Annotated in this window: 25 protein-coding genes and 1 tRNA gene; 10 read left to right on the forward strand and 16 right to left on the reverse strand. The window is 63.3% G+C overall.

Annotated features, from left to right (window positions below; genetic code table 11):
• Positions 1-104 precede the first annotated feature (104 nt).
• The gene (upp, locus tag CLU88_RS05010) at positions 105-734 is read left to right on the forward strand and encodes a uracil phosphoribosyltransferase (RefSeq protein ID WP_044394847.1); all 630 of its coding nucleotides are present in this window, start codon (positions 105-107) and stop codon (positions 732-734) included.
• Between the two features lie 160 nt (positions 735-894).
• Here upp and CLU88_RS05015 read toward each other — a convergent pair whose 3' ends face one another.
• Positions 895-2,628, reverse strand: coding sequence for a nitrite reductase (locus CLU88_RS05015; protein ID WP_099655647.1), 1,734 nt, complete (start codon positions 2,626-2,628; stop codon positions 895-897).
• 395 nt (positions 2,629-3,023) lie between these two features.
• On the opposite strand from CLU88_RS05015, the gene CLU88_RS05020 reads away from it, so the two are divergent.
• The 8 genes from CLU88_RS05020 to CLU88_RS05060 all read left to right on the forward strand — a co-directional run bounded on the left by CLU88_RS05020 (position 3,024) and on the right by CLU88_RS05060 (position 11,794).
• Positions 3,024-4,034 carry a BMP family protein gene (locus tag CLU88_RS05020; RefSeq protein ID WP_099655648.1) on the forward strand — a complete coding sequence of 337 codons (1,011 nt, stop codon included), beginning with the start codon at positions 3,024-3,026 and terminating at the stop codon, positions 4,032-4,034.
• Between the two features lie 223 nt (positions 4,035-4,257).
• Positions 4,258-5,229, forward strand: coding sequence for a 5'-methylthioadenosine/S-adenosylhomocysteine nucleosidase (locus CLU88_RS05025; protein ID WP_199173423.1), 972 nt, complete (start codon positions 4,258-4,260; stop codon positions 5,227-5,229).
• A 186-nt stretch (positions 5,230-5,415) separates the two neighbouring features.
• Positions 5,416-6,975 carry an ABC transporter ATP-binding protein gene (locus CLU88_RS05035; RefSeq protein ID WP_233205376.1) on the forward strand — a complete coding sequence of 520 codons (1,560 nt, stop codon included), beginning with the start codon at positions 5,416-5,418 and terminating at the stop codon, positions 6,973-6,975.
• A 1-nt stretch (position 6,976) separates the two neighbouring features.
• Positions 6,977-7,822 carry a DUF2971 domain-containing protein gene (locus CLU88_RS05040; protein ID WP_099655650.1) on the forward strand — a complete coding sequence of 282 codons (846 nt, stop codon included), beginning with the start codon at positions 6,977-6,979 and terminating at the stop codon, positions 7,820-7,822.
• A complete protein-coding gene (locus CLU88_RS05045) occupies positions 7,819-8,880 on the forward strand; it encodes an ABC transporter permease (protein ID WP_099655651.1) in 1,062 nt (353 codons plus the stop codon). The genes CLU88_RS05040 and CLU88_RS05045 overlap by 4 nt, the downstream gene beginning before the upstream one ends.
• Before the next feature lie 114 nt (positions 8,881-8,994).
• Positions 8,995-9,918 (forward strand): ABC transporter permease, encoded by a 924-nt coding sequence (locus tag CLU88_RS05050; protein WP_099655652.1) that lies wholly within the window; start codon positions 8,995-8,997, stop codon positions 9,916-9,918.
• A complete protein-coding gene (locus CLU88_RS05055) occupies positions 9,915-10,460 on the forward strand; it encodes a hypothetical protein (RefSeq protein WP_199173424.1) in 546 nt (181 codons plus the stop codon). Before CLU88_RS05050 ends, CLU88_RS05055 begins: the two co-directional genes overlap by 4 nt.
• A 65-nt stretch (positions 10,461-10,525) precedes the next feature.
• Positions 10,526-11,794: an amidohydrolase family protein gene (locus CLU88_RS05060; RefSeq protein ID WP_099655653.1), complete on the forward strand. Its 1,269-nt coding sequence runs from the start codon at positions 10,526-10,528 to the stop codon at positions 11,792-11,794.
• A 180-nt stretch (positions 11,795-11,974) separates the two neighbouring features.
• On the opposite strand, the gene CLU88_RS05065 is transcribed toward CLU88_RS05060, so the two are convergent.
• The 11 genes from CLU88_RS05065 to CLU88_RS05110 all read right to left on the reverse strand — a co-directional run bounded on the left by CLU88_RS05065 (position 11,975) and on the right by CLU88_RS05110 (position 23,655).
• Positions 11,975-13,165, reverse strand: a complete 1,191-nt coding sequence (locus CLU88_RS05065) for an ABC transporter permease (protein ID WP_099655654.1) — start codon at positions 13,163-13,165, stop codon at positions 11,975-11,977.
• Position 13,166: 1 nt separating this feature from the next.
• Positions 13,167-15,923, reverse strand: a complete 2,757-nt coding sequence (rbbA, locus tag CLU88_RS05070; protein WP_099655655.1) for a ribosome-associated ATPase/putative transporter RbbA — start codon at positions 15,921-15,923, stop codon at positions 13,167-13,169.
• Entirely contained in the window at positions 15,920-17,017 is a 1,098-nt protein-coding gene (locus CLU88_RS05075) for an HlyD family secretion protein (protein ID WP_099655656.1), read from the reverse strand. The genes rbbA and CLU88_RS05075 overlap by 4 nt, the downstream gene beginning before the upstream one ends.
• A gap of 289 nt (positions 17,018-17,306) precedes the next feature.
• The gene (locus tag CLU88_RS05080; protein ID WP_099655657.1) at positions 17,307-17,915 is read right to left on the reverse strand and encodes a DUF1569 domain-containing protein; all 609 of its coding nucleotides are present in this window, start codon (positions 17,913-17,915) and stop codon (positions 17,307-17,309) included.
• Between the two features lie 164 nt (positions 17,916-18,079).
• Positions 18,080-19,252 (reverse strand): GGDEF domain-containing protein, encoded by a 1,173-nt coding sequence (locus CLU88_RS05085; protein ID WP_233205377.1) that lies wholly within the window; start codon positions 19,250-19,252, stop codon positions 18,080-18,082.
• A gap of 104 nt (positions 19,253-19,356) precedes the next feature.
• A complete protein-coding gene (locus CLU88_RS23445; RefSeq protein ID WP_199173509.1) occupies positions 19,357-19,575 on the reverse strand; it encodes an EAL domain-containing protein in 219 nt (72 codons plus the stop codon).
• A 114-nt stretch (positions 19,576-19,689) separates the two neighbouring features.
• The gene (locus CLU88_RS05090) at positions 19,690-20,982 is read right to left on the reverse strand and encodes a hypothetical protein (protein WP_099658665.1); all 1,293 of its coding nucleotides are present in this window, start codon (positions 20,980-20,982) and stop codon (positions 19,690-19,692) included.
• A gap of 169 nt (positions 20,983-21,151) precedes the next feature.
• On the reverse strand, positions 21,152-21,904 hold the full coding sequence (locus CLU88_RS05095) for a hypothetical protein (RefSeq protein ID WP_099655659.1): 753 nt from the start codon (positions 21,902-21,904) through the stop codon (positions 21,152-21,154).
• A 32-nt stretch (positions 21,905-21,936) separates the two neighbouring features.
• Positions 21,937-22,512, reverse strand: a complete 576-nt coding sequence (locus tag CLU88_RS05100) for a hypothetical protein (RefSeq protein WP_099655660.1) — start codon at positions 22,510-22,512, stop codon at positions 21,937-21,939.
• A complete protein-coding gene (locus tag CLU88_RS05105) occupies positions 22,509-22,790 on the reverse strand; it encodes a DnaJ domain-containing protein (RefSeq protein ID WP_099655661.1) in 282 nt (93 codons plus the stop codon). The genes CLU88_RS05100 and CLU88_RS05105 overlap by 4 nt, the downstream gene beginning before the upstream one ends.
• Before the next feature lie 151 nt (positions 22,791-22,941).
• Complete coding sequence (locus tag CLU88_RS05110) at positions 22,942-23,655, reverse strand: YebC/PmpR family DNA-binding transcriptional regulator (protein ID WP_099655662.1); 714 nt, start codon at positions 23,653-23,655, stop codon at positions 22,942-22,944.
• A gap of 332 nt (positions 23,656-23,987) precedes the next feature.
• On the opposite strand from CLU88_RS05110, the gene CLU88_RS22705 reads away from it, so the two are divergent.
• Positions 23,988-24,185: a hypothetical protein gene (locus CLU88_RS22705; protein ID WP_143225950.1), complete on the forward strand. Its 198-nt coding sequence runs from the start codon at positions 23,988-23,990 to the stop codon at positions 24,183-24,185.
• 143 nt (positions 24,186-24,328) lie between these two features.
• Here CLU88_RS22705 and CLU88_RS05115 read toward each other — a convergent pair.
• The 4 genes from CLU88_RS05115 to pal form a co-directional block, all read right to left on the reverse strand.
• Positions 24,329-24,404: transfer RNA gene (locus CLU88_RS05115), tRNA-Lys, on the reverse strand.
• Positions 24,405-24,452: 48 nt separating this feature from the next.
• On the reverse strand, positions 24,453-25,262 hold the full coding sequence (locus CLU88_RS05120; protein ID WP_233205579.1) for a ThiF family adenylyltransferase: 810 nt from the start codon (positions 25,260-25,262) through the stop codon (positions 24,453-24,455).
• A gap of 19 nt (positions 25,263-25,281) precedes the next feature.
• The gene (gene ybgF / locus CLU88_RS05125) at positions 25,282-26,064 is read right to left on the reverse strand and encodes a tol-pal system protein YbgF (protein ID WP_099655664.1); all 783 of its coding nucleotides are present in this window, start codon (positions 26,062-26,064) and stop codon (positions 25,282-25,284) included.
• Entirely contained in the window at positions 26,064-26,600 is a 537-nt protein-coding gene (gene pal / locus CLU88_RS05130; RefSeq protein ID WP_099655665.1) for a peptidoglycan-associated lipoprotein Pal, read from the reverse strand. The genes ybgF and pal overlap by 1 nt, the downstream gene beginning before the upstream one ends.
• Positions 26,601-26,624: the final 24 nt, after the last annotated feature.

Genomic DNA, 26,624 nt, shown 5'->3' on the forward strand with positions numbered 1-26,624 from the left:
CCCCACCCCGATCCATGCCGCAAGTCAAAGCCGCGGGTTTTACCCAATGGTAGAAAATACGGGCTGCACCTTTGTGCCCTTTTCACGCTAATACAAGTTTTCTCATGAGCAATGTCACCGTCATCACCCATCCCCTCGTCCAGCACAAGCTCACGCTCATGCGCAAGAAAGACGCCAGCACCAACAGCTTTCGCCGCCTGCTGGGCGAGCTGTCCACGCTGATGGCTTACGAGGTGACGCGCGACATGCCGCTGCAAGACGTGCAGATCGAAACCCCGCTGGAGACCATGACCGGCAAGATGATCGACGGCAAGAAGCTGGTGCTCGTCTCCATCCTGCGCGCAGGCAATGGTTTTCTGGACGGCATGCTCAACGTGGTGCCCGGCGCGCGTGTGGGCCACATCGGCCTGTACCGCGACCCCAACACGCTGCAGCCGGTCGAGTACTACTTCAAGATGCCTTCCGAGATGGAAGAGCGCGACATCATCGTGGTGGACCCCATGCTGGCCACCGGCAATTCGGCTGCGGCCTGCGTAGACCGGCTCAAGCAGCTCAAGCCCCGCTCGATTAAGTTCGTGTGCCTGCTGGCCGCCCCTGAAGGCGTGGCCACACTGCAAAAAGCGCACCCTGATGTGCCAATCTTCACCGCCGCCATCGACCGCGAACTCAACGACCACGGCTACATCCTGCCCGGCCTGGGTGACGCAGGCGACCGCATCTTCGGCACCAAGTAAGGCGAAAGCCCTGCGCCTGCACCGCAGGCGTTGCATGGGCAAAATAATAACGCCGCAGGGTAAAAAACCTTGCGGCGTCTTTTTTTGTGCTCTGGTTTTCAAGCCGAGGCACTGATGCCTCTACCCACTGTGCGGGCAAGTCGCACAGTGCCTTGGGCCATCAATACACGTCGTGCTGCGTGTTGTTGATGTTGAAGTGACCCGTGGGGGTGATCAGACGTGGGTCCTTGATCACAGCCTTGAGCTTGAGGGTCTTGTCGTCCACCACCACCAGGGCAGATTGCTTGTCCTTGGCAGACCAGACGGCAAACCACACTTCATCGCCCGCCTTGTTGAACTCTGGCTGCACCACGCGCTTGGCACCGCCGTCGTCGGGCAGCCCTGCCCACTCGGCGATCGGCAGAACGGTGTAGCCCTTGTCCAGGTTCTTGATGTCGTACACCACCACCGACTGCGAGATCTTTGGATCAGGATTCAGTGGAGCATCCGAGTACAAGTGCTGCGACTTGGGGTGGCTCTTGATGAACAGAGCGCCGCCGCCTGGGCCCTTGATCTTGGCCACTTCCTTGAACGCATACTGGGCATGCTTCTTGGGGTCGGTGCCGATCAGCGAGATGGTCTCGTCACCCAAGTGACCTGTGGACCACACAGGGCCGAACTTGGGGTGCACAAAGTTGGCGCCACGGCCGGGGTGAGGGATCTTGCCCACGTCCACCACGGCTTGCAGCTTGCCTTCCTTGGCATCTACCACGCCAATCTTGTTGCTGTTATTGGCAGCCACCATGAAGTAGCGCTTGGTCGAATCCCAGCCACCGTCATGCAGGAAGCGGGCCGAGCCCAGCTCGGTGATCTTGAGGGCGTCCACATCCTTGTAGTCCACCATCAGCGTCTTGCCGGTTTCCTTCACGTTCACGATGAACTCAGGCTTGAAGTGCGAGGCCACGATCGAAGCCACGCGGGGCTCGGGGTGGTATTCCTGCGTGTCCACGGTCATGCCACGGGTCGAGACGATCTTCATGGGCTCCAGCGTGTCGCCATTCATGATGACGAACTGAGGGGGCCAGTAGGCGCCAGCAATGGCCAGCTTGTCGGTGAAGTCGCCTTCCTTGCCCTTGTACTTGGAGGTGTCCACCGAACGGGCTTCCAGACCAATGCGGATTTCAGCGACGTTGTCGGGCTTGGCCATCCACAGGTCGATCATGTTCACGCGGCCATCGCGGCCGATCACGAACAGGTAGCGGCCCGATGCCGAGGTGCGCGAGATGTGCACCGCGTAGCCGGTCTTGATGATGTTGATGATCTGCTTGGTGTCGCCATCGATCAGCGCCACTTCGCCCGCGTCACGCAGCGTGGTCGAGAAGATGTTGGCGATGTTGTAGTCGTTCATCTTCTTGGTTGGGCGGTCCTTCGGCGGCACCAGCACCTTCCAGGTCTTCTTCATGTCCGCCATGCTCCACTCGGGAGGCATAGGGGGGTCTTGCTGGATGTAGCGGGCCATCATGTCCACGTCGGACTCGCTCATCTCACCCGAAGTCTGCCAGTTCGGCATGCCAGCGGGCGAGCCGTAGGCGATGAACACCTTGAGGTAATCCGTGCCCTTGGGCAGCGTCACATCGGGCGTCAGGGGCTTGCCAGTGGCGCCCTTGCGCAGCACGCCGTGGCAGCCAGCGCAACGCTCGAAGTAAGTTTGGCGAGCACGGTCAAACTCGGCCTGCGTCATTTTGGGCGCGGCAGGGTTTGTGCTTTGGTACATCGGCTGATTGGCCAAAGGGGACGAGCCTGCCTGGTAGTTCATCTCGGCGGGTGTCACGCTCTTCTTGTCATCGGCATACGCCGTAAGGGCCAGAGTGGACATTGCCAGTGCCGCAAGGCGCGCCAGCTTTCGGGTTGTCATGGGGACTCCTTGTATGTCGCGGCCCAAGATGGCTCATTCCATCCCTCCAACTGGCCTGCTGCGGGCTGCGACGACTGGGTTTCAGCAGGCTCGCAGCCATTCTTCGCCAGCCTCCCCACAGCCGCTTTGATACCTGTCAAATGATTCATTCAACATGCACCATTAAACCAACATCCAACGGCTGCCTAGAGGGAAATCCTTGATCACGTCACGACCGGCCTGGAAGGCAGCCCGCCATGCACTTCTGGCAGACTGTGCAGCGCAATCCCGCCATGGAACGCCCGCCGCACAGCTGCATGCGCGGGCCATTGCTGGCGTGCAAATTGCTAGTTTCATTGTGTTCTGGAGGCCGTGCACGGCCTCTCCTTCGCCAGTCCCACCCAAGGAACCGCACCATGACCACTCGCCGCATCTTCACCGGACGCCTGCTCTGCACCTCCATGGCCCTCTCGGCCGCCATGGCGATGGCGCCCACACTGGCTGCAGCGCAGTCCAAGCTCAAGGTCGCGGCGATCTACACCGTGCCCTTTGAGCAGCAGTGGGTCAGCCGCATCCACAAGGCGCTGAAGGCTGCCGAAGCGCGCGGCGAGATCGAATACAAGGCCAGTGAAAACGTCAGCAACGCCGACTACGAGCGCGTGATGCGCGAGTACGCCACCGGCGGCAACCAGCTCATCGTGGGCGAAGCCTTTGCGGTGGAAGCCGCCGCCCGCAAGGTGGCCAAGGACTTCCCCAAGACTTCGTTCCTGCTCGGCTCCTCCGGCAAGCCGCAGGCGCCCAACTTCAGCGTGTTCGACAACTACATCCAGGAGCCCGCCTACCTCAGCGGCATGATCGCGGGCGGCATGACCAAGACCAACAAGATCGGCATGGTCGGCGGCTTCCCCATCCCCGAAGTCAACCGCCTGATGCATGCCTTCATGGCGGGCGCCAAGGAGACCAACCCCAAGGTCGAGTTCACCATCACCTTCATCAACAGCTGGTTTGACCCCCCCAAGGCCAAGGAAGCCACCTTCGCCATGATCGACAAGGGCGCCGATGTGCTCTACGCCGAGCGCTTTGGCGTGAGCGACGCCGCCAAGGAAAAAGGGAAACTTGCTATCGGCAACGTGATCGACACCCAGCCGCAGTACCCCGACACCGTGGTCGCATCGGCCCTGTGGCACATGGAGCCCAGCATTGAGCGCGCGCTCAAACTGGTCAAGGACGGCAAGTTCACCGCCGAGGACTACGGCCCGTATTCGATGATGAAGCACAAGGGCTCGGAACTCGCCCCGCTGGGCACGTTCGAGAAGAAAGTGCCGGCCGACATCGTCGCCAAGGTCAAGGCCAAGGAGGCTGACATCCTGGCCGGCAAGTTCACCGTGAAGGTGGACGACAGCCAGCCCAAGTCGACGGCCAAATAAGGGGAGTGGATGACAAAGCTCTTCTGGCGTTGTTGCTGTGTCTTGTCGTACTTGCAGTACTGCCTGCGACACAGCGCCTAGCCAGAACCGCTGCGCTGAGCTTTGTCAGCCACTCCAAATCACCAATGCGAGACAAAGCGGGTAAATACCTGGGCCACCACGCATCGCGGTGGCCCTTTTCGTTGCTTTTACCCGTCCGTCTCTGCACCTACTTGGCATGCCCATGACCACCATCTCGTCTCCCCTTTTGGGCCAATCCATCGCCTCTCGTTTCACCCGCCTGCTGGGAGCTCTGGCATTGGCTGGCGGGTTGGCCGGTTGTGCGTCCAGCCCCGCAGGCAAGGCTGCAGTGCGGCTGGACGACACGCCCCGCATCGCCGTCATCTCCGCCTTTGCGCCCGAGCTGACCGTGCTGCTGCCGCAGGTGCAGCAGCCCGCCAAGCACAGCATCAACGGCGTGGAATTCACCACCGGCACGCTCGAAGGCAAACCCGTGGTGGTGTTCCTGTCGGGCATCAGCATGACCAACGCGGCCATGAACACCCAGTTGGTGCTGGACCGCTTCCACGTGAGCCACGTGGTCTTCAGCGGCATTGCGGGCGGCGTCAACCCCAGCCTGCACATTGGCGACGTGACCGTGCCCGCGCAATGGGGCCAGTACATGGAATGGCTGATGGCGCGTGAAGACCAACCCGGCCAGTACAGCGCCCCCGCCTGGATGAAAAGCGAGCTGACGATGCCCGCCTTCGGCATGATGCACCCGCGCCCGGTAGAAGTACGTTCGGCCGCCAAGCCCCAGCTCAGCAAGAAGTTCTGGTTCGAAGCCGACCCCGAGATGCTGGCCACCGCCCGCAGCCTGCAGAACGTGGGCCTGGGGCACTGCCTGGCCGCCACCTGCCTCAAGCAGCGCCCACAACTCGTGGTGGGCGGCAACGGCATATCGGGCCAGGCATTTGTGGACAACAAGGCCTTCCGCGAATACGCCTTCAAGACCTTCGAGGCCAACGTGCTCGACATGGAAACCGCCGCCACCGCCATGGTCGCCCACAGCAACGGCGTGCCCTACATCGCCTTCCGGTCGCTGAGCGATCTCGCCGGTGGTGGTGATGGCGAGAACGAAATGGGCACCTTCATGGGCCTGGCGGCCGCCAACTCGGCCAAGGTGTTGCGGGCGTTTCTGGCGGCGTGGAAGTGAAGCAGAAACACCCCCCTGAGCGGCTACGCCGCTTCCCCCCGCTCTCGCAGTGCTGCGCACAGCGGGCAGTGGGACGACGCCAGCGCACGCAAGCGAAGCGCCGCCTAGGCAGCGGGGCGGCCCTTGCGCGGCGCCCACTGGCCTGGGCCGCGCCAGTTTTGCTTACCGCTGACGGAGCACGACTCCATGCGTGCTGACATGCCCCCCGTCCTGCGCCTCACAGGCATCACCAAACGCTTCGGCAAGCTCGTCGCCAACGACAGCATCAGCCTGACCTTGGCGCGCGGCGAAGTACTGGCCCTGCTGGGCGAAAACGGCGCGGGCAAGTCCACGCTGATGTCCATCCTGTTTGGGCACTACGTGGCCGACGAAGGCAGCATCGAAGTCTTTGGCCAGCCCCTGCCGCCCGGCCAGCCGCGTGCAGCGCTGGCGGCGGGCATTGGCATGGTGCACCAGCACTTCACGCTGGCCGACAACCTCACGGTGCTGGACAACGTGCTGCTGGGCAGCGAGCCGCTGTGGCAGCCCTTTTCGCGCCGCAGCGAGGCGCGCACCAAGTTGCTGGCTGTGTCGCAGCAGTTTGGCCTGCCAGTGAGCCCCGATGCGAAGGTCGGCAGCCTCTCGGTGGGCGAGCGCCAGCGCGTTGAAATCCTGAAGGCGCTCTATCGGGGTGCCCGCATCCTCATCCTGGACGAACCCACCGCCGTGCTCACCCCGCAGGAGAGCGAGGCGCTGTTCGACACCCTGGCGCAAATGGTGGCGCAGGGCCTGTCCATCATCTTCATCAGCCACAAGCTGGGCGAGGTGCTGCGCGTCTCGCACCGCGTGGCCGTGCTGCGCCAGGGCAAGCTGGTGGCCGAAGCGCCTGCGCAGGGCACCACGCAAGGGCAATTGGCGCAGTGGATGGTGGGTCACGCGATTGAAGCGGCCGAACGCCGCCCCGCCAAGAATGTGGGCGAGCCCATCTGCACCCTGACCAACGTCAGCACCGGCCCCACGGGGCGCGACCGGCTGAACGATGTGTCCCTCACCCTGCGCGCTGGCGAGATCGTGGCGATTGCAGGCGTGAGCGGCAACGGCCAGGTGGCACTGGCCGACCTGCTGTGCGGCGTGCGCAGCGCCTCCACCGGCCAGGTCACGCTGCGCGGCGCACCGTTGCAAGCGCGGCCTGCCTGGCTAGTAAGCCAGGGCGTGGCCCGCATCCCCGAAGACCGCCACGCCGTGGGCGTGGTGGGTGACCTGCCCGTGTGGGAGAACGCGGTGTCCGAACGCCTGCGCGGCCCCTGGTTTGCGCACCCGTGGTTCCGTGCCTTCTGGGTCAAGCGCCGCGCCGCGCGCCAGCATGCGCAGCGCGTGGCCGAGACCTTTGACGTGCGCGGCGGCGGGCCGGACACCCCCGCCCGGTCGCTGTCCGGCGGCAACATGCAAAAGCTCATCCTGGGCCGGGCGCTGATGCCGCCGAAGGACGCAGCAGGCTACACCGCGCCTGCGCCCCAGCTCATCGTGGCCCACCAGCCTACTTGGGGGCTGGACATTGGCGCGGTGATGTTTGTGCAGCAGCAGCTCATTGCCGCGCGCGATGCGGGGGCCGCCGTATTGCTCATTTCTGACGACCTGGACGAAGTGCTGGCGTTGGGTGACCGTGTGGCGGTGATGCACGATGGGCAGCTGAGTAAAGCCCAGTCATCTGAACACTGGTCTCGTAAATCGATTGGATTAGCAATGGCAGGGATAGTGGAGGCATGAAATGGAATTAAATTACCCCGATTATTTTTATAAATATCTACCCAAAGATACGCCATTTTTTAATAACCCAGCATTAAGAGTCACCCAAAGGGAGGTGCTCAATGATCCCTTTGAGCAATCGCCTAGTGATGAAAAATTCTTAGACGAACTCACCACAGAAGAGGCCATTGCGCTCAAAGCACCTTTCAAAGACAACAGCAAATGTTCAAAATCACTGATCCAAAAAATCATATCAAAAAGCAACGCAGAAACTCCGACAACAGATTTCGAGCACGGAACAATATGCTTTTCAGAGACATATGACAACTTACTCATGTGGTCTCACTATGGATCCGAACATCAAGGATTTGTTGTTGCCATCGATCCTCAACACTTTTTGGAAAAACAAAAATCCGAGGCCCGTCCAAGCGGACTGAAAATTAGAAGAGTAATGTATCGTGAGAGTAGACCCATAAATCAATCCTTCGGCTTCAAAGATTACGGATACGGACGCTCTCATAGAATACTCTCAACAAAAAGCACACACTGGAGCTATGAACAAGAATGGAGAATACAAAATTTTCAAGATGAAAACCTAAAAATAGCAAAAAATGAAAAAAACGAAATAAAAATAGACTCCTACAATAAGAAAATTCAACTTTACGAAATTCCCAAAGAATTTATAAAAATAATAATTATTGGGGCGCGATGTCCTACAAAAGAAATGGCTGCACTAAAGTCCGCATTAGCCACAAGCGAAGACTGGCGCCATGTTCACCTCAAGTTAGCCGTTCCAGACCCTTTGGACTTTAGGCTTCGATTTCTGAATATAAATGTCGAAGACTTACCAGAAGTGCCCGGGGCATGAGACTTGAAAAACGCAACCACACCTCCCCCGCCGCCTACGTGCTGGCACCGGTGGGCGCCGTGGTGTTCACACTGCTTATCAGCGGCCTGCTAGTGCTGTGGGCTGGCGCCCCCGTGGGCCAGACCTATGCGTTGCTGCTACAGGGCGCCTTTGGCTCGGTGTTCGCGCTGACCGAAACCCTCACCCGCGCCACGCCGCTGATTCTGACCGGGCTGGCGGCGGCCGTGGCCTTCCGCGCGCGGCTGTTCAACATTGGGGCCGAGGGGCAGCTTTATGCCGGGGCGCTGGCCGCCGTGGCCGTGGGCGGCATGCATGGGGGCACGGGGCTGGAGTGGTCGCCCTACCTGCTCTTCCCACTCATGATGCTGGCGGCTGCGCTGGCCGGGGCCGCACTGTTGCTGGGCCCGGCGCTGATGAAGGCGCGGCTGGGGGTGGACGAGGTCGTCACCACGCTGCTGCTCAACTTCATCATGCTGCTGCTCGTCTCGGCCCTGCTGGACGGGCCGATGAAAGACCCGCTCTCCATGGGCTGGCCGCAGAGCGTGGCGCTGCAGGGCGACCTGGAACTCTCCAAGCTGGTGCCACAGACGCGGCTGCACACGGGCCTGCTGTGGGCCGTGTCGCTGGCCGTGATGCTGTGGGCGCTGCTGGCGCGCACGGTGCCGGGGTTTGACATCCGCGCCGCCGGGGCCAATGCGCGGGCTGCGGCGTTTGCGGGCGTACCCGTTACGCGCACAGTCGTTCTGGTCGCCCTGCTTTCGGGCGGACTGGCTGGGCTGGCGGGCGCCATTGAGGTGGCGGGCCGCACCAGCTATGTGACGCTCGACATGTCGCCCGGTTACGGCTACAGCGGCATCGTGATCGCCATGCTGGCGGGGCTGCACCCGCTGGGCGTGATTGCGGCGGGCACCTTTGTGGCGGGCGTGCTGGTGGGGGCGGACAGCATGAGCCGCGCGGTGGGCGTGCCCACCTACATTGCGGATGTGATCGTGGCGACTTCGCTGATTGCGGTGCTGGTGGCTGGGCTACTCACGCAATACCGGGTGCGCTGGAAGTGAGCACGCCATGAACAAGCCAATGCATCTGAGTCTCAAGCCAAATCAGCCTCTATCGCTTATCCAACAAGCGCTGGCAGCTATCAAAAATGAAGTAAGCAGCACCGAGGTAGGCACATGACCGAGCTGCTCGACATCCTCGCCAACCCCGCCTTCTGGATCGCCACCCTGCGGGTCGCCACCCCGCTCATTCTGGGCACGCTGGGGGTTTTGCTGTGCGAACGCGCCGGTGTGCTCAACCTGGGCATTGAAGGGATCATGGTCGCTGGCGCCTTCACTGGTTGGCTCACGGTGTACACGGGCCATGGACTGTGGGCCGGGGTGCTGGTGGCGGCGCTCACCGGCGCAGTGTTTGGATTGCTGCACGCATGGCTCACCGTGGGGCTGGCGCTGTCGCAGCATGTGTCGGGCCTCGGCATCACGCTGCTGGCCACGGCGCTCAGCTACTACGGCTACCGGGTGAGCTTCCCCAAGGTGAACACGCCACCCACCATCGAGCCCTTTGCACCGATGGAATGGCTGGGCATTCCTATCCTGTCGGCACAAACCCCACTCACGCTACTGGCGCTGCTGCTGGTGCCGCTATTGGCCTGGGTGCTGATGCGCACGCCGCTGGGCTTGGCGGTGCGCATGGTGGGCGAGAACCCGCAGGCGGCCGAGGGCCAGGGCATCTCGGTGGCGGCCACACGCACGGGCGCCATCGTGACGGGGTCGGCGCTGATGGGGGTGGCGGGGTCGTTCCTCACGCTGTCGGCCTTCAACGCGTTTTTCTTCAACATGGTCAACGGGCGCGGCTGGATCTGTGTGGCGCTGGTGGTGTTTGCGTCGTGGCGGCCCGGCAAGGCGCTGCTGGGTGCGCTGCTGTTTGCTTTTTTTGATGCGCTGCAGTTGCGGCTGCAACAGGCGGGCGATGCGTGGCTGCCGTACCAGGTGTATTTGATGCTGCCGTACCTGCTGTCCATCCTGGCGCTGGTGCTGGTGGCGCGCAAGGCGGCTTATCCTCAGGCCCTGATGAAGCCATACCGCAAGGGGGAACGTTGATCCGTCGCACCACCATTGTTTCGCTGGCCTGGGCCTGTGCGGCCCTGACCGCCATGTGCCAAACCGCATGGGCCCTGGGCGTTGAGGCGCCCTACTCCGCGCACGCCACGCCGCCCAATGTGGACTGGGTCCAGGTGTGTGGCGCATGGCCCGCGCCACGCGACGAGAGCCCCGGTGGCGGCACCTACCGCGTCGTGCACGCCAGCCAGTACGCGCAATCTTTCATCTATGTGCAGTGGCTGCAGCGTGACCGCAGCGACAGCGCGATCGAAGTTGCCACGGTGGGCGTGCCAGAGATCAACAACGACCACGCCGAATGGCAGCTGAGCCGCTTGCGCTGCCAAGCCACGGCCCAGGGCATTCGGATCACCGCCAAGGCCGAGTCTGGCCACGAGGACGGTACCTTTGACGTGACCCTGGAGGCCGGCCACCGCCCTGGTGACCTGCGGTACCGCCGCACGCCTGCACGGCGCACCACCGTGTCGCCACCGCCCAGCAGGCCGGGCGGCAGCCAACGTCTCACAGCCCCCAAGACACCGTAACGCGGCCCCATCCCTGCACGCCCGCCACCCGCTCGCTCACTCGCTCACAGCCTCACCCCATGCCCATGCTGGATCTGCTCCTCACCCACGCCACCCTGCCCGATGGGCGCCAGAACATGTCGATCGCCGTGCAAGGCGGCCGCATTGCCGAAGTGACAGAAGGCCTGCAAGCCCCCGCGCACGAAACGGTGGATGCGGGCGGCCTGCTGGTGAGCCCGCCGTTTGTGGACGCACATTTCCACATGGATTCGACCCTGAGCTACGGCCAGCCGCGCGTGAACGAGAGCGGCACGCTGCTCGAAGGCATTGCGCTGTGGGGCGAGCTCAAACCCCAGCTCACGCACGATGCCATCGTGCAGCGCGCGCTGCAGTACTGCGACTGGGCCGTGGCGCGCGGGCTGCTGGCCATCCGCAGCCATGTGGACACCAGCGACCCCAGCTTGCTACCGGTGCAGGCCCTGCTGGATGTGAAGCAGCGCGTGGCGCCCTACCTGGACTTGCAGCTGGTGGCCTTTCCGCAAGACGGTGTGCTGCGCCGCCCCGGCGGGCTGGAGAACATCCAGCGCGCCCTCGACCTGGGTGTGGACGTGGTGGGCGGCATTCCGCACTTTGAGCGCACCTACGCCGATGGCACCGAGAGCGTGCGGCTGCTGTGCGAGCTGGCTGCCGAGCGCGGCAAACGCGTGGACATGCACTGCGACGAGAGCGACGACCCGCACTCGCGCCATGTGGAGACCCTGGCCTACGAAACCCAGCGCCTGGGCCTGCACGGCCGAGTGACGGGCTCGCACCTGACTTCCATGCACAGCATGGACAACTACTACGTGAGCAAGCTCATTGCCCTGATGCGCGAGGCCGACCTGGGCGTGGTGGCCAATCCGCTCATCAACATCACCCTGCAAGGCCGCCACGACACCTACCCCAAGCGCCGGGGCATGACCCGTGTGCCCGAGCTGATGGCCGCTGGCCTGACGGTGGCCTTTGGCCACGACTGCGTGCTCGACCCCTGGTACAGCGGCGGCAGCGGCGACATGCTGGAGGCCGCGCACATGGGCCTGCACGTGGGCCAGATGACCAGCCAGGCGGGCATGCGCCAGTGCTTTGACGCGGTAACGACCCACCCCGCGCGCCTGCTGGGGCTGGAGGGCTACGGCATCGCCCCCGGCTCACATGCGGACTTTGTGCTGCTGCATGCGCGCAACCCGGCAGAAGCCATCCGCCTGCGGGCGGCGCGCCTGGGGGTGTGGCGGCGCGGCAAGCAGGTGGCCAGCCAGCCTGCGCCCACGGCGGCATTGAACCTGCCTGGGCGGCCGGGCACCGTGGGCTTTATGTGAAAGCCCGTAGGTCGGGTTAGCCCGCAAGGGCGTAACCCGACACCTTCCGCTGGGCCGAACGCGTCGGGTTACGCTGCGCTAACCCGACCTACGACCTACGACCTACGGTTATTGAAAGAATCGGGCTCTAGCGCTCATCTAATAAGCGCTGGCAGCTACACAAAAGATAGCATCAAAAAGTCAAGCCATCCTGGCGATAGTCTTGCGAAACCGTGCCAGCGCCAGCGCAAACAGCGCCACCCCAATCGCCAGCAGCCACACCAGCGACGACCACACCACCGACAGCCCTGCGCCCCGGTACAGGATGGCCTGCGATAGCTCGGTGAAATGCGTGGTGGGGGCCAGCGCCATCACGTACTGCACCCACAGCGGCATGCTCTCGCGCGGAGTGACGCCGCCCGACAGCATCTCCAGCGGCATCATGGTCAACACCATCAGCAGGCCAAACTGCGGCATGCTGCGCGCCAGCGTGGCCATGTAGATGCCCATGGACGTGGTGGCAAACAGGTGCAGCACGGTGCCCAGCAAAAACAGCGGTACCGAGCCTTCGATGGGCACGCCAATCGCCCAGCGAATCACCACCGTGAGCGACACCCAGGTGGCCACCAACACCACCAGCGCCATGGCCCACACCTTGGCCAGCATGATCTCGGCCGGGGTGACGGGCATGACGAGCAGGTGCTCCACCGTGCCGTGCTCTCGCTCGCGGATCAGCGCAGCGCCGGTGAGGATGATGGAGAGCATGGTGACGATGTTGATCAGCTCCATCACCGAGCCAAACCACGCGGGCGTGAGCGCCGGGTTGAACCGGGCGCGCACCGACAAATCGATGGCGGGCGTGGACACGGCCCGGTAGCGCTGCACAAACTCGGCCACCTCCAGCTGCACGATCTGCTGCACCGCGCCGTTGGAGCTGAAGGCCTGCATCATGCGCGTGGCGTCCATGTTGAGCTGCACGCGCGGCACCTTGCCTGCCAGCACATCGCGCTGGAAGTTGGGCGGTATGTGCAGCACCAGCGTGTAGCGGCCCGCGTCCAGGCCGGGGTCCACGTCCTGCGGGGTGATCAGATCGGGCCCCACAAACTGCGGCGCAAAAAACGCGGTGGCAATGCGCTGCGAGAGCGTGGACACGTCTTCATCGACGATGGCAATGGGCACGTGCGAGAGCGTCTCGGGCTGGGCCTTGCCCGCGCTGTACACCGCCAGCGTGGTGGTGTAGACGATGAGCACCAGCATCATCGGGTCGCGCCACAGGCTCCACAGCTCTTTGATGCCCAGGCGAAAGATGGTGGCGCAACGCCCCCGCAGGGCCGCCCAGCGGCGGGGGGTGTGCACAGGCGAACCGGATGAAGAAGATGGGGCTGCTGGCATGTCAGCTTTCTTGTTTGCGCAGCAGCGCAATCGCCACGCCGATGATGACCGGGGCCGACATGCCCAGGGCCCAGAACTCGGGCTGCAGGTCGCGCAGCGACAGCGCCTTGCTGAACACGCCCCGGCTGATGGTGAACATGTGGCTGGCGGGGTAGACCTCGCCAATCCAACGGGCCACGCCCACCAGGGACGACACCGGGTTGATGAGCCCCGCAAACTGCACCGCCGGGATCAGCGTGCCCACCATGGCAAAGAACATGGCCGCAATCTGGCTGCGCGTGACGGTGGACGCCAGCAGGCCCATGCCGGTGGAGCACAGGCTGAACAGCAGCGCCGCCCCCGTGAGGGTGGCCAGGCTGCCGGTGATGGGCACGCCAAACACCGTGACGGCCGCCAGCACCATGAGCCCAAAGTTGAGCATGGCCAGCGCCACATAGGGCAGCTGCTTGCCCAGCATGAATTCGGTGCGCGTGGTGGGCGTGACGTACAGGTTGATGATGGAGCCCATCTCTTTTTCGCGCACCACGGCCAGCGCAGTCAGCATGGCGGGCAGCATGAGCAGCAGCAGCGGGATGACGGCAGGCACCATGGCGGGCAGGCTGCGCACATCGGGGTTGTAGCGGTAGCGGGTTTCCACCTCCAGCAAGCCGACGGGGGCCACGCCGGTGCGGCTGCGCACCGCATCGACCAGCCACTGCTGGTGCATGCCCTGCACATAGCCCAGCACGGTCTGCGCGCGCTGGGGCATGGCGCCGTCCACCCACGCCGCAATCTGCACCGCCTTGCCCCGCTCCACATCGCGGCCAAAGCCGGGCGGAATCTCGATGGCCAGCGACAGCTCGCCCGAGCGCATGCGCGCATCCAACTCGGTGTATTCGCTCAAAGGGGCGCGCTCCACAAAGTAGCGCGAGCCCGAGAGGTTGAGCACATAGGCACGGCTGGTGGCCGACTGGTCGCGGTCCAGCACCGCAAAGCGCAGGCTCTCCACGTCCATGCTAATGCCGTAGCCCATCACAAACATCAGCAGCAGCGAGCCCAGCAGCGCCAGGGCGCTGCGCACCGGGTCGCGCCGCAGCTCCAGCGACTCGCGCCACTGCGTGCTGTGGATGCGGGCCAGGCTTTGGCGCAGGCGTGCGGCCCAGCCGGGGCGTGCAGGTGCTGCGTGCGACACCGGCACCGCCGGGGCGGCCGCAGAGGCCAGGGCATCGCCCCCCTGCTCTGCCGGGGTGCCTGCGGCCTCTTGCAGGTAGCCGATAAAAGCCTCCTCCAGCGTGGCGGCGCCACGCTGGGCCACGATGTCGGCCGGCGCGGCACTGGTCAGCACCCGGCCCGCGTGCATGAGCGAGATGCGGTCGCACCGCTCGGCCTCGTTCATGAAGTGGGTAGAGATGAAGATGGTGACCTTGTCGCGCCGGGCCAGCTCCACCATCAGCCGCCAGAAGTTATCGCGCGCAATCGGGTCCACGCCCGAGGTGGGCTCGTCCAGGATCAGCAGCTCGGGCTGGTGCACCATGGCCACGGCCAGCGACAGGCGCTGGCGCATGCCCAGCGGCAGCTGCATGGGCAGCGTGCTGCGTGCGGCCTGCAGGTCAAAACGCTCCAGCATGGTCTGCACGCGCTGGGGCACCTCGGCCTCGGGCACATGGAACAGCCGGGCGTGCAGCACCAGGTTTTGCTCGACCGACAGCTCGCTGTACAGCGAGAACGCCTGCGACATGTAGCCCACGCGGCGGCGCGTGGCCATGTCTTTCGGGTCCACCGGCTGGCCAAACAGCCAGGCCTGCCCGTCGGTGGCGGGCAGCAGGCCGGTGAGCATTTTCATGGTGGTGGACTTGCCACAGCCATTGCTGCCCAGAAAGCCAAAAATCTCGCCGCGCTGGATGCGAAAGCTCACATGGTCCACCGCCACAAAGTCGCCAAACTGCATGGTCAGGCCCTGGGCCTCGATGGCGATCTCTGCCGCCGCGTCGGCCAGCAAAGGGGTGATGACCACCGGCTGGTGCCCGCGCCGTTTGGCCTCGGGCAGCAGGGCCACAAACGCGGCCTCCAGGCTGGCGTGGCCGGTGCGCTGCATCAGCTCGGCGGGCGTGCCTGTGGCCAGGATGCGGCCCTCGTCCATGGCCACCAGCCAGTCAAAGCGCTGGGCTTCTTCCATGTAGGCCGTGGCCACCAGCACGCTCATGCCGGGGCGGCCTGCGCGGATGCGGGCGATCAGATCCCAGAACTGGGCGCGGGCCAGCGGGTCTACGCCGGTGGTGGGCTCGTCCAGGATGAGCAGGTCCGGGTCGTGGATGAGGGCGCAGCACAAGGCCAGCTTTTGCTTCATACCGCCTGAGAGCTTGCCCGCGGGCCGCGCCAGAAACGGGTGCAGCCCGGTGCTGCGGGTCAGGTCGTCAATGCGGCGGCGGCGCTCGGCTGTGTCGTGGCCAAACAGGCGGCCAAAGAACTGCAGGTTCTCTTCCACCGACAGCGTGGGGTACAGGTTCTTGCCCAGGCCCTGCGGCATGTAGGCAATGCGCGGGCACACGGCGTCGCGGTGGCGGCCATCGGCCATGTCGCCCCCCAGCACCATCACCTGTCCTTGCTGCACGGCACGCGCCCCAGCCACCAGGGCCAGCAGGCTGGATTTGCCCACGCCGTCCGGCCCGATCAGCCCCACCATGCAGGCGGCAGGCACCTGCAGGTCGATGCCCGCCAGCGCCACCGTGGCGGCGTAGCGCTGGCCGACGCCTGCGAGGGTGACGACGGGTGCGGTCACTGTGCGGCCTTGGGGGCTGCCGTCTGCATGCTTTCTTTGACCGCCAGTTGCTGCGGCCACGGGGCGTTCGCGTCAATGCGCAACCAGGCCACACCGGGCAGGCCCGTCTTGACCTGTTCGCGGTGGCGCAGCAGCAGCTCTTTGGGGATTTGCGCCCGCACACGGAACATGAGCTTTTGCCGCTCGCTGGCGGTCTCCACCGTCTTGGGGGTGAACTGTGCGGTGCTGGCCACAAACGACACGCTGGCCGGGATGACAAAGCCGGGGGCGGCGTCGAGCACGATGCGCACCTCGCTGCCCATGGCGACGCGGCCCGCCACGGTTTCGGGCAAGAAGAAGGTCATGTACACGTCGGTCAAATCGGCCAGCTGCAGCACGCGGGCCCCCGCGCCCACCACTTCGCCGGGCTGCACCACGCGGAACTGCACACGCCCGTCGCGCGGGGCCTTCAGGTCGCTGTCGGCCAGCTCCACGTCAATGCGGGCCAGCGTGGCCTCCAGGGCGCGCACATTGGCCTCGGCACTGGTCACCTGCGTGCGGGCAGCGCCAATGCCCGCCTGCGCGGCCTTGGACTGGGCCTGGGCTGCCGTGAGGGCCGCCTGCAGGCTGCGCACCTTGGCGCGGTCATCGTCCAGCAGTTGGGTCGAAAAGAACCCATCGCGCGCCAGTTGCTCAGAGCGCGGCAGGCGCCGCTTGGCGGTGTCCAGGTCGCTGTCGCGCTGGGCCACCACGGCCAGGGCCGACTGGTAGTCGCTTTCGCGCTGGGCCACTTGCACCTGGGCGCTGCTCACGGCCAGCCGGGCTTGCTGTAGCCGGGCCACAGCCTCGTCGCGCTGGGCTTGCAGGCTGTCGATCTGCATGCGGGCCACGGTTTGCCCAGCGGTCACAAAATCGCCCTCGCTGGCCGATATCTCCAGCACCCGGCCCGCCAGCTTGGTGGCAACCGACACTTCGGTCGCCTCGATGCGGCCGTTGCCGCTGACGAAGCCTTCACCGGGGCCTTGGGTCTTCCATGGCTGCCAGTACAGCAGCCCTCCCCCCACCCCTGCCAACAGCACCGCAATGGCGGCAAAGGTCTTCAGCTTCTTGCTCATGGTTCTTCCTTGTGGGCGCCACCCAAGCGCCTTGATGGCCTTGCCGACATGCTAGACCAAGGCCATGGCGCACAGGGACGCAGCGCAAGCATCACTTGACCTGCATCAACGATGCGGGCGCATGGAGGGCACACCCATGCGCTTGCGGCGAGGGCCCTGCACCAAGCCATGGAACACAAGGGAGCACCAGGGAGCGCTCGTTGGGCAGGCCCTCAGCGTATTCAATGCAAAAGTGCCTCTAGCGCTCTATTTAAAAGCGCTGACAGCTATATTTTTAATAGCAAACTCCTCACCCAGGGCGCACATCAAAGGCCGAGAGGTGGTTGGCCAGGTGCATGGCGTGGGCCTGCTCGTACTGGGTGCGGCCCAGGGGGCCGTAGGCAAAGTGGGGCTGCAGCGGGCCGGGGTGCGCCACAAAGTCTTGCACCGCCTGGCGCAGCCGGACCAGGGCGGCCGACGCATCGGGCACCGCAGCGGCTAGCGTTGGCGCCCCCGGAATGGGCTCGGCCAGGCTGTGGCGCATGCGGCCCAGTGCTGCAAACGCCGCAAAGGCCGCAGCGCCTGCCGTGTGCTGAAACAGCGCCGCCTTGGGCGCAGGAAAGCCGCGCAGAGAAAACTCGATGCTCTGCGCGCAGTGTTCCAGGGTTTGCGACCAGCTCCAGGCCGTGGCGGGCTCCAGTGCCTGCGCGCCTACTTCGCTCAAGCGGTCAACCTCTTGCATGGCCTGCTCGAGGGTGGCAAACACCAGCTGCCGGTCGTTGTCCGGCTGGTACATCCACACGCCTGTGCCTGCAACACCCGCAGCTGCCGTGGCCCCCGCAGCCCACGCCCCCAGCTTGATCCAGCGCCGCCGCGAGGGAGTTTGCCCTTGGCGGGCGGAGAGCGTTGTCTTGGGCATGCGTGGGCGTCTGCAGAAGCAAAAAATGCATTCTGCGGGGGCTGCAAGGCCCAGTGCTGCAGGGCGGAGACGCTGTGCGTCAGGCAGCCGACATAAGCACAGCATGGCCGCTGCACGGCGCTGCCGTGGCCTGCCGCAAGCCAGGGGTGGCCCCAAACAGGAGGCTACACAAACAGCGGTGTCTCGGCCACTTCCACCCGGTTGCGGCCGTTTTGTTTGGCAAGGTACATCGCGGTGTCGGCCCGCTTGAGCACAGCGTCGGCAGAGTCACCACGCACGCACAGCGCCACGCCAATGCTCACCGTCAGCGCGATGGACTGCGGGCCGGATTGCACGGGTTGCGCCTGCACCAAAGTGCGCAGGCGCTCTGCCACCGCTTGGGCGCCGGGGCCATCGGCATTGGGCAGAAAAATCGCGAACTCCTCGCCCCCCAGCCGCCCCATCACATCTTCCTTGCGCAGGCAGCGGTTGGACAGCAGCACAAACTGGCGCAGCACGTCGTCTCCGCCGCTGTGGCCCCAGGTGTCGTTGATTTTTTTGAAATGGTCCAAGTCCAGCACCAGCACGGGCAGGCTCTGGCGCGTGCGCTCGGCCTGGCTGATGGCTTTTTCCAGCAGTGTGAGAAACGCGCGGCGGTTGAACACGCTGGTCAGCGGGTCCACCTCGGCCAGGTGGCGCAGTTCGGTCGTGATGTGCTCGTTGGTCAGCATCAAGATGCCAAAGGCCATCATCACCAGCGCGACGGTGGACTCCAGCACCACGTACTGCGACAGCTGATCGATCAGCCGGGCATCAGGCACCCCCAAGGAGTCCACCGTTGTCAGGCGAAACAACAAAGGCCGCAGCAAGACAAAGATGCCATGGAAACCCACCAAGCCAGAGAAAATATAACGGGCAGGTACGTTGCGAAACCCGCCACGGGCCAAAGTTACGGCTGTGAGCACGAAGTACACACCACTCACCAGCCCCGACAACGCAAACCGCGCCCCCATATGGGGTAACTCGACCGTGAAGTAGACAGACACGCCCACCAGCGCAGCGATGGCCGCGACTGCATAAGCATGCGATGGCAAGGTGCGCCCCATGTACGAGCGGCTGCCCAAGAAGCAAAAGTACGCGGCCAGGGCAATGCTGCTTTGCGTGAGTGCCACGGACACCAGCTCGGGAAATAGGTCGCGCACCAGCAAATTGGTGCAAAAGACCGACGCGCTCAGGAACGAAAAGGTCCACAGGCGCAGGCCGGGGATGTTTTTGTTGAAGAACCACACGGCATACAGCACCGTGGTGACCAGCGCCGCAAGGATGGCTGCAAGAACAATGAGCGTGGGGCTGTGCACAGGAAAACGAGGGCGAAAACTGCAGGCGGGTCGGCTCTTTGGCGGCATGCCATAGGGCTGCGTTGTGCGCGCCCGGCCATGCAGATGAGGATTTGTATCAAATGTTAACCGAAGGGGGCAATGGTGACGCAAGCATTTAGGGGGCCAAAGACTCTGGCATGTCGCCCCGATGCGCACCAGGCACCGCACGCGATGGACGGGGCCACACACGCCAAAGCGTACACATGCAGCGGGATAAAGCGCGCGGGCGATATCACCCCTTGCTCGGGGTGGCGCCAACGCACCAGAACCTCCGCCCCGAGCAAGCCCTTGTGCTGATCGATCTGGGGCTGCTAGTGCACCAGCAGTTGCGATGGGATGGCCCTGCGCAGAGCTTTACAGGCGCGCATCGCATGGCCGACTTTAGGCCACACACAGCCGCCATGGCGATTGACTTGTCAGCCAACCACACTGCACTCGCGCCGCAGCAGCGCCAGCGCGTCGTGCATCTGGTAGTCCATGTCGCTGGTCAGGGTCTTGGCCGCGTCTTGGACAAAGCCGGCCCACAGCGCCAGGTAATCGTTCTGGTACACGCCAGGGGCGTTGTCGCGAATGAACTGGGCCGTCAGCTCCGGCTGCCAGCCGCTCTTGCGGATTTTGCGCACCAGGCTGGTGGCCGTTTTTTCAGTCAACAGGGTCTTTTTCGGGGCCCCTGCAGCCAGGCACGCGAACAGCGTGAGCAAGGAGTGTTCGTCCTCATTGCCCTGGGTGGTTTTAAGCCACAGCTTGCTGGCGGGCAAAGGAGGCTCATCCCCCTCTTGCAGCGCATCGAGGCTTCGGTGGTAGCTGTCCACCTCGGCCAAGGGGTCGTCCAGCAAAAAGTACCGGGCCCGGAACACGCCAGTGGGCCGCAACAGGGTCCGCAATGGCACCGCAGCATCCAGCAGCTTGCGCATATCGGCCAGCACGGCTTGGCATTGCGCCTGCACAGCATCGCGCAAGGCCGCAGGCAGGCCCGTGGGCAGGCGCAATACGGCAGGCACAGGTTGCTTCTTTTTGCGCAGCGTGGTCACCAGTTTTTCAAATGCCACCGTGTGGGGCCATTCGCCCATCGCCATGGCCTGCGGGGCCAGTGCTTGCATCAGCAACCCGGTGCGAATCACCGCCTCGGCATCTGCCCCCGCCGCCTCCAGCTCGTCCACGTCCAGGTCGTACTGCTCAGCCAGCCATTGGGCCGCAGCGATGGCTTGGCCGATGTGGCTGCGCCGGGCCAGTTCTGCTTGGTATTCGGCATGGCTGCGTAGCGACCACACGGCCAACAGCGGCGTTTGCGCATCGTCGTAGCCCGCCATGCCGAAGTTGCTGCTCTCAGGCATGGCAATCAGGCGCTTGAGCATGTCCGAGCCGCCTTTGGAGCGCGACAGCAAGGAGTTGTCGCGCAGCGAGACGGCTGCTTTGGTCAAATCTCCCCCCGTCGTATCCAGCAGGTACAAGCTGATGAGGTTGACCATGCGGTCACGGGCCTTCTCCAGCTCGGGGCGCAGGAACTCGCTGCCAAAGTACCGGGCAATCTGCACAATGCCTTTGGGCGCGTCGGTGTGGATGGCAGCCAGCCGCTGCGCATCAATGATGCCGTGCTGCACGCCATGGGCCAGTACCTTGTCAAAGAACGGACGGGCATCGTGCAGCTGCAGGGCGTGAGCGGCTCCCACCGGATGGACATCGGAGGAAGGCGTATCAGGCAGGGTCATGTTGGTATCCATCGCGCTATGTATTGTTCACGGGCCATGCAGCTCGCGCAGCCCCCACCAGGCCCCGCCGCGCAGGGACAGCCCGGCCGCACTGGCGAGTCCCCTCAGCAGTGGCTCAGCCGCTCCAAGGAGGGAGAAAGGCGCAAAAGGCCTCAGGGACTGGCAGTCTTTAAATGGCAGACTCTTCGTCTGACACCCGGGCGGCAGGCGTGGCCTTGCCCCGGTCTGTTTCGCTGGTTTCAAACTTGCCGTCGTCTTCCTCTGCAGGCTCATCGGTTTCGTCCAGGCCCAAATCAAAAGCCCTGGCCTTGGCCCGCAGCACCAGCAAGGTTTCAATGAACAGATCGCGGCACTCATAGCGCAGCAGCCAAGCCATCTGCATCCAGTCGCGGTCGGCCACTTCGTCCAAGTCCACGCGCGGTTGCACATAGCCTGAGGCCAGCAGCTCATCGTCGCTCAGCATCAGTCCATAGTCTTCGGTGGCATCGAAGGTGCCAGTGCGCGCAAAGGACTCCACGCGACTCCACTTTTCCGCAAAGTAGTTGGCCAGGGCTTCGGCGCCACCGTCCAGGTCGCCAATGGCCGTCAAGAATTCGATAGGGTCGGCATCGTCGCGGAACACCACCGCGTTGACCATGCTGCGCAGGTGCGTGTGGGTCAGGTCCTTGTACTGTTTCTCCAGCACCATGGCCCGGGCAAATTGCTCGGGCGTGACCAACATATTGACCACAGACGCCTTCGAGTCGTCGTACTCGCGCATCACCGCCAGAATATCTTTGGGCGCCAGTTGGTCCAGCACGACCATCAGAGCGTTGTCGCCATCGGTGTCTGCCAACTCAGCCAGTGCCGACTCGGCACCCACGATATCGCCGGCTGCAATAAGGCTGGTGGTCTTGGTGATAAGTGCCAGGTGGTTGCTCATAAAAATCGGTACGTGGATGGTTGGTGTGCAGTTCAGTCTTTGCGCTCAAAGCCCACATCGGCCAGCCAGTTGGAACTGGCTTCTTCGCGGCTGCGGCTGTTGTGCGGGTCGGCCGCATCGTCCGCGCTCAGCGCATCGTAGCCATCGTCGTGCTCCGCAGCATCGGCATCGTCCTCATCGGACTGGCCCTCATCGTCGCCCTGGGCTGCGGCGGCAAAGCGCGCGTGCTGCAGCAAATACTCCAGCCCCGCAGCCACCACCATGAAGCGCTCTCCACCCGGCTCACTCAGCACGGTTTTGGCCAGGGCGGCCGCCCAGGGCTCCAGGGTGACAACGCTGTCCAGCGCGGACCACTGCGGCAGCTCGTCCTGACCACAGGCCAGCACCTGCTCCAACGCACTGGCTCGGCCAAACCGAAATCCCTGGTGAAACACCACCGCCACCATCTCAGGGGCGAGTTCCATCATCTTCACCAAAAAGCCGATTTCAGACCGCTTTTGGGCAAGCCGCTTGCGCAGAACGTCTTTGCCTTCGGAGTCTTCGGTCAGGTCATCGATCTCGGCTTGGTAAGCAGATCGCAGGTCATGGAAGTAAGGAGAGATTTTCACGGGGCAAGGATGTTGTGGGTGTAGGTTTGCCAGATTTCCTGGGCGGTCTGCAGCGGATCGTCCAGCAGGTTACGGCGGCGGTTGTCGTCATAGGCTTGGCGCGCCTCGTCGTCGGACAGCACCTCATAGGCTTTTTGCACGGAGGCAAAGCGCTGGGCTGCATCGGGGGCATCGTTCTTGTCAGGGTGATAGAACGAAGCCTTTTGCCGAAAAGCCTTTTTGATATCGGCCAGCGAGGCGTTGGCCGCTAGCCCCAAGGCTGCGTAATGGTCGGTCATCGGGTGTCTATCCAGTTGAACAGTACGGGCACTGAAGGCAGTGCATCCGTGCATGCATGGGTGCAGGCGTCAGCCAGAGCCCAGCGGCGGCAATGCGCCAGCGCTGGTGGCCGCCATGCAAGACGAAGGCAGCCCATGCCAGCGCAAACGCTCAGCCTGCCAAGCTCACAAAAACATTTTGCACATCGTCGTTGCCATCAATCGCAGCCAAGAAATTTTCCACTTCTTCCAGCTGCTCGGCCGTCAGGTTGGCGGGATTGACAGGATTCTTGGGCTTGTAGCCCAGCTTGGCAGACAACACGGTAAAGCCTTGCGCGGGCAGTGCACGGCTAACCAAGTCCAGGTCCGTTGGGTCTGTCCAGAACGTGGTCGTGCCCTCTTCATCCCCGGCTTCAAAGTCCTGGGCGCCCGCCTCAATGGCAGCCAGTTCAGGGTCTGCGTCAGGCTTGGCGGGTTCCGCTTCAATCATGCCCACGTGGTTGAAATCCCACGCCACCGAGCCAGAAGTGCCCAATTGCCCCTTGCGGAACAACACCCGCATTTCAGGGGCCGTCCGGTTCACATTGTCCGTCAGGCATTCAACCATCACTGCAACCTGATGGGGCGCAAAACCTTCATAAATGACGCGCTCGTAGTTGACCGCATCAGCACCTGTGCCAGAGCCCTTTTTGATGGCGCGCTCCAGAGTGTCTTTGGGCATGGACGCCTTGCGAGCCTGCTCGACCACCAAACGCAGGCGGGAATTGCTGGCGGGGTCGGCGCCACCACGGGCAGCCACGGTGATTTCCTTGACCAGCTTGCCAAACAGCTTCCCTTTGGCGTCGGCCACAAGGGCCTTGCCTTTTGCTTTCCACTGTGCGCCCATGGCGGTTCTCTTTCTAGGTGTTGTAGCGCGCGACGGCGCTGGTTGGTTGATAGATCGGTGCGCAGGGCCGCTCTTGCAAGCCCAGACTACACGCATTGCTGTATTTTCCTTGATGCGAGCGCACCACCACCGCGTGCAGCCCCATCCAGCAGGTCTTAGAACCTGTTTACGACCTCACTTGTCCCACGTCAGTCCTCAGTGCCGTCATGCCGTCATGCAGGCATGGAACATACAAACGACAAACCGATGAATTACTCTGCTATCAGTTGCAAAGCGGCCCGACTTCACGCAACATCGCTGCGCCAATTTCGGCAACCAGGAGTAATCACAACATGAAAAAAATCCTTGTCCTCGCGCTCGCGCTCGCAATGTCACCGGTCATCATGGCCAAGAGCGTCAACCACAGCACGAAAGGACATTCTGTGCAGAAAAGCGCTCACGCCAAGCCCACCCACCGCAACAAGGCCAAGCCCAGCAGCCACCGAAGGACTGCAAAGCCACACACCAACAAGGCTGGCACACAACGATAAATACCCAGGGCCAACCTGCTTTGGCGGCAGGTTCGCCCTAGCCCCCTTTCCAGGGGGCACCACAGCACCATTCAACCCATCGACCAAAAACAAAAACCCGCTACTTTTTCAAGAGCGGGTTTTGCGGCAAATGCCGAATTGGGTGGTAGGACGTACTGGATTCGAACCAGTGACCAACGGATTAAAAGTCCGCTGCTCTACCAACTGAGCTAACGTCCCAACCGGGGCTTTTACATTTCTGTAAAGACTCAAATTATAGCTTGAATTTCAGGACTTCAAAGAAGTCTCTGCTATTTTGTCGATCACCCATCCGGCGGCACACTGACCAAAGGTGGCCGTCACCGCAACCACCGAGCCATAGCCGTGACAGTTGAGCGAGCCATCCCCTTCGCCAGCCAGCATGCAAGACGCATCGGGTGGCGCAACCGCTTCACGGCTGAAGACGCACACCACGCCCATTTTTTTCCCATCGCGCGCAGCCCGATGGTGCTTGCGCAAGCGGTAGCGCAGCTGCGCCAGCAAGGGGTCGTGGGTTGTAGCAGACAGATCGTCGATATCCACTTTGTGGGCCAGGCGTTTCCCCCCTGCCGCCCCCACCGAGATCAGGCGATGTTTGCCCGAAAGCGCCCAGGCCGCCATGGCGGTCTTTGCCTTCACCTGGTCGCACGCGTCGATCACAGCATCCACAGCAACGCCCACCAGCAAACCCGGCCAGTTGTCGGCATCCACAAAGTCGTCAATGCAATCCACCCTGCAAATGGGGTTGATCTGGGCAATGCGGTCGCGCATGGCCAGCACCTTGGCTTGGCCCACGGTGCCCGAGAGCGCATGGATCTGGCGATTGATGTTGGACTCTGCAACATGGTCCATGTCGATGAGTGTCAGGTGCCCCACGCCGCTGCGGGCCAAGGCTTCAGCAGCCCAGGAGCCCACACCACCCACACCCACAACGACCACATGCGCGCCGCGAATGCGCTGCGCACCCGTTACGCCGTAGAGCCGCTCCAGTCCGCCAAACCGGCGTTGCGTGACCTCGTCAGGGGCCACTGAGCCAGACACGGCACCAGAACCACTCAGGTCAACGGGCGCCAAGGGATCACTTGAGCCGGGCAAGTCGCTCTTTCGCCGCTGCGGCTGCCTCAGACTGCGGGTACGCGCGAACCAAGTCTTCCAGCGTCTTGCGGGAAGCCCGGTTGTCCTTCAACTCCAACTGGCAGTTGGCAATCGACAGCGCAGCTTCAGGGGCACGGGCATGGGTCGGAGCATCCGTCAACAACTGCTTGAAGTTGCCAATGGCTTCCTTGTAGTCACGCTGCGCATACTGGGCATTGCCCAGCCAAAAACGCGACGAAGGCACATAGCCACTGCGCGGGTTCTGGCGCACGAACGACGCAAAGGCGGTGCTGGCTTCTGCGAACTTGCCAGAGCGGAAGATCGCCAGCGCGGCTTCAAAATCCCGCTTTTCACTGGGGTCGGCCTGGAACTCCTGGCCATCCAGAGTCACCTTCACCGGTTCAAACTTGCTCAGGCGTTCATCCACCCCCTGGGCAATGTCTTTCTGGCGGCGCTGCAGGTCTGCCACGTCGCGCAAAAGCTGCTCATTCTGGCCACGCAATTTGGCTTGCTCAGAGCGCAGCAACTCGATCTGGTTCTGCAGATCGAGGAGGTTGCGGCGGAGCTGTTCGCTGTCCTGGCGCAACTCCTCGGCCGATCGTTGCTGGGTCGCTTGCATGGAGTCCACGCGCTGGCGCAGCTCCAAGATAGCCCTGCGTGCCTCACCATCTTCGAAGATGGCGGCTTGGCTGGCCGTGGCAAAAAGCCCTGCCAGCAAGGCTGCCAGCAGGGTTTTGACCGGCTTAACGATCAGTGGCGATTGCATCAGCGGTACGACAGTTCAGCGCGGCGGTTCTTGGCGTGGACTTCTTCGGTACCGCCCTGGGCTGCAGGCTTTTCCTTACCAAAGCTCACGGCTTCGACTTGAGCGTCTTGCACGCCCAGCAAGGCCAGTGCGCGGCGCACAGCCTCCGCACGCTTTTGGCCCAGGGCCAGGTTGTATTCACGGCCACCGCGCTCATCGGTGTGGCCTTCCACCATCAGCTTGCGGTTACCGCCAGCCTTGATGAAACGGGCATGCGCTTCGATCACAGCCTGGAACTCTGGCTTGATGACATAGCTGTCGTAGTCAAAATACACAATGCGGCTCACACCCACGGGGCCAGCGCCATCGCGGGCCGATTGGTTCAGATCCACACCGGCCACGCCGCTTTGGTTGGTGCCACCCGAGTTGGCACCGTTGCCAGTCGTGGACGAGGCTGTTTTGTCTTCCACAGGCACATCGTCAAGCTTGACGCCAGAGCTGCAGCCAGCGGCCATCAATGCGACGAGGGAAAGTGCCAGGGTTGCTTGTTTGATCATCCAAAAATCTCCAAAAATACAGAT

The organism is Acidovorax sp. 56 (assembly GCF_002749705.1).
In the GTDB taxonomy this organism is placed as follows: Bacteria; Pseudomonadota; Gammaproteobacteria; order Burkholderiales; family Burkholderiaceae_C; genus Acidovorax.

What these genes read in the sequence shown, in the direction of transcription:
- upp (WP_044394847.1), top strand. Translation starts at nt 105, where the DNA reads ATGAGCAATGTCACCGTCATCACCCATCCCCTCGTCCAGCACAAGCTC.
- CLU88_RS05015 (WP_099655647.1), bottom strand. Translation starts at nt 2,628, where the DNA reads ATGACAACCCGAAAGCTGGCGCGCCTTGCGGCACTGGCAATGTCCACT.
- CLU88_RS05020 (WP_099655648.1), top strand. Translation starts at nt 3,024, where the DNA reads ATGACCACTCGCCGCATCTTCACCGGACGCCTGCTCTGCACCTCCATG.
- CLU88_RS05025 (WP_199173423.1), top strand. Translation starts at nt 4,258, where the DNA reads ATGACCACCATCTCGTCTCCCCTTTTGGGCCAATCCATCGCCTCTCGT.
- CLU88_RS05035 (WP_233205376.1), top strand. Translation starts at nt 5,416, where the DNA reads ATGCGTGCTGACATGCCCCCCGTCCTGCGCCTCACAGGCATCACCAAA.
- CLU88_RS05040 (WP_099655650.1), top strand. Translation starts at nt 6,977, where the DNA reads ATGGAATTAAATTACCCCGATTATTTTTATAAATATCTACCCAAAGAT.
- CLU88_RS05045 (WP_099655651.1), top strand. Translation starts at nt 7,819, where the DNA reads ATGAGACTTGAAAAACGCAACCACACCTCCCCCGCCGCCTACGTGCTG.
- CLU88_RS05050 (WP_099655652.1), top strand. Translation starts at nt 8,995, where the DNA reads ATGACCGAGCTGCTCGACATCCTCGCCAACCCCGCCTTCTGGATCGCC.
- CLU88_RS05060 (WP_099655653.1), top strand. Translation starts at nt 10,526, where the DNA reads ATGCTGGATCTGCTCCTCACCCACGCCACCCTGCCCGATGGGCGCCAG.
- CLU88_RS05065 (WP_099655654.1), bottom strand. Translation starts at nt 13,165, where the DNA reads ATGCCAGCAGCCCCATCTTCTTCATCCGGTTCGCCTGTGCACACCCCC.
- CLU88_RS05075 (WP_099655656.1), bottom strand. Translation starts at nt 17,017, where the DNA reads ATGAGCAAGAAGCTGAAGACCTTTGCCGCCATTGCGGTGCTGTTGGCA.
- CLU88_RS05080 (WP_099655657.1), bottom strand. Translation starts at nt 17,915, where the DNA reads ATGCCCAAGACAACGCTCTCCGCCCGCCAAGGGCAAACTCCCTCGCGG.
- CLU88_RS05090 (WP_099658665.1), bottom strand. Translation starts at nt 20,982, where the DNA reads ATGACCCTGCCTGATACGCCTTCCTCCGATGTCCATCCGGTGGGAGCC.
- CLU88_RS05095 (WP_099655659.1), bottom strand. Translation starts at nt 21,904, where the DNA reads ATGAGCAACCACCTGGCACTTATCACCAAGACCACCAGCCTTATTGCA.
- CLU88_RS05105 (WP_099655661.1), bottom strand. Translation starts at nt 22,790, where the DNA reads ATGACCGACCATTACGCAGCCTTGGGGCTAGCGGCCAACGCCTCGCTG.
- CLU88_RS05110 (WP_099655662.1), bottom strand. Translation starts at nt 23,655, where the DNA reads ATGGGCGCACAGTGGAAAGCAAAAGGCAAGGCCCTTGTGGCCGACGCC.
- CLU88_RS22705 (WP_143225950.1), top strand. Translation starts at nt 23,988, where the DNA reads ATGAAAAAAATCCTTGTCCTCGCGCTCGCGCTCGCAATGTCACCGGTC.
- ybgF (WP_099655664.1), bottom strand. Translation starts at nt 26,064, where the DNA reads ATGCAATCGCCACTGATCGTTAAGCCGGTCAAAACCCTGCTGGCAGCC.
- pal (WP_099655665.1), bottom strand. Translation starts at nt 26,600, where the DNA reads ATGATCAAACAAGCAACCCTGGCACTTTCCCTCGTCGCATTGATGGCC.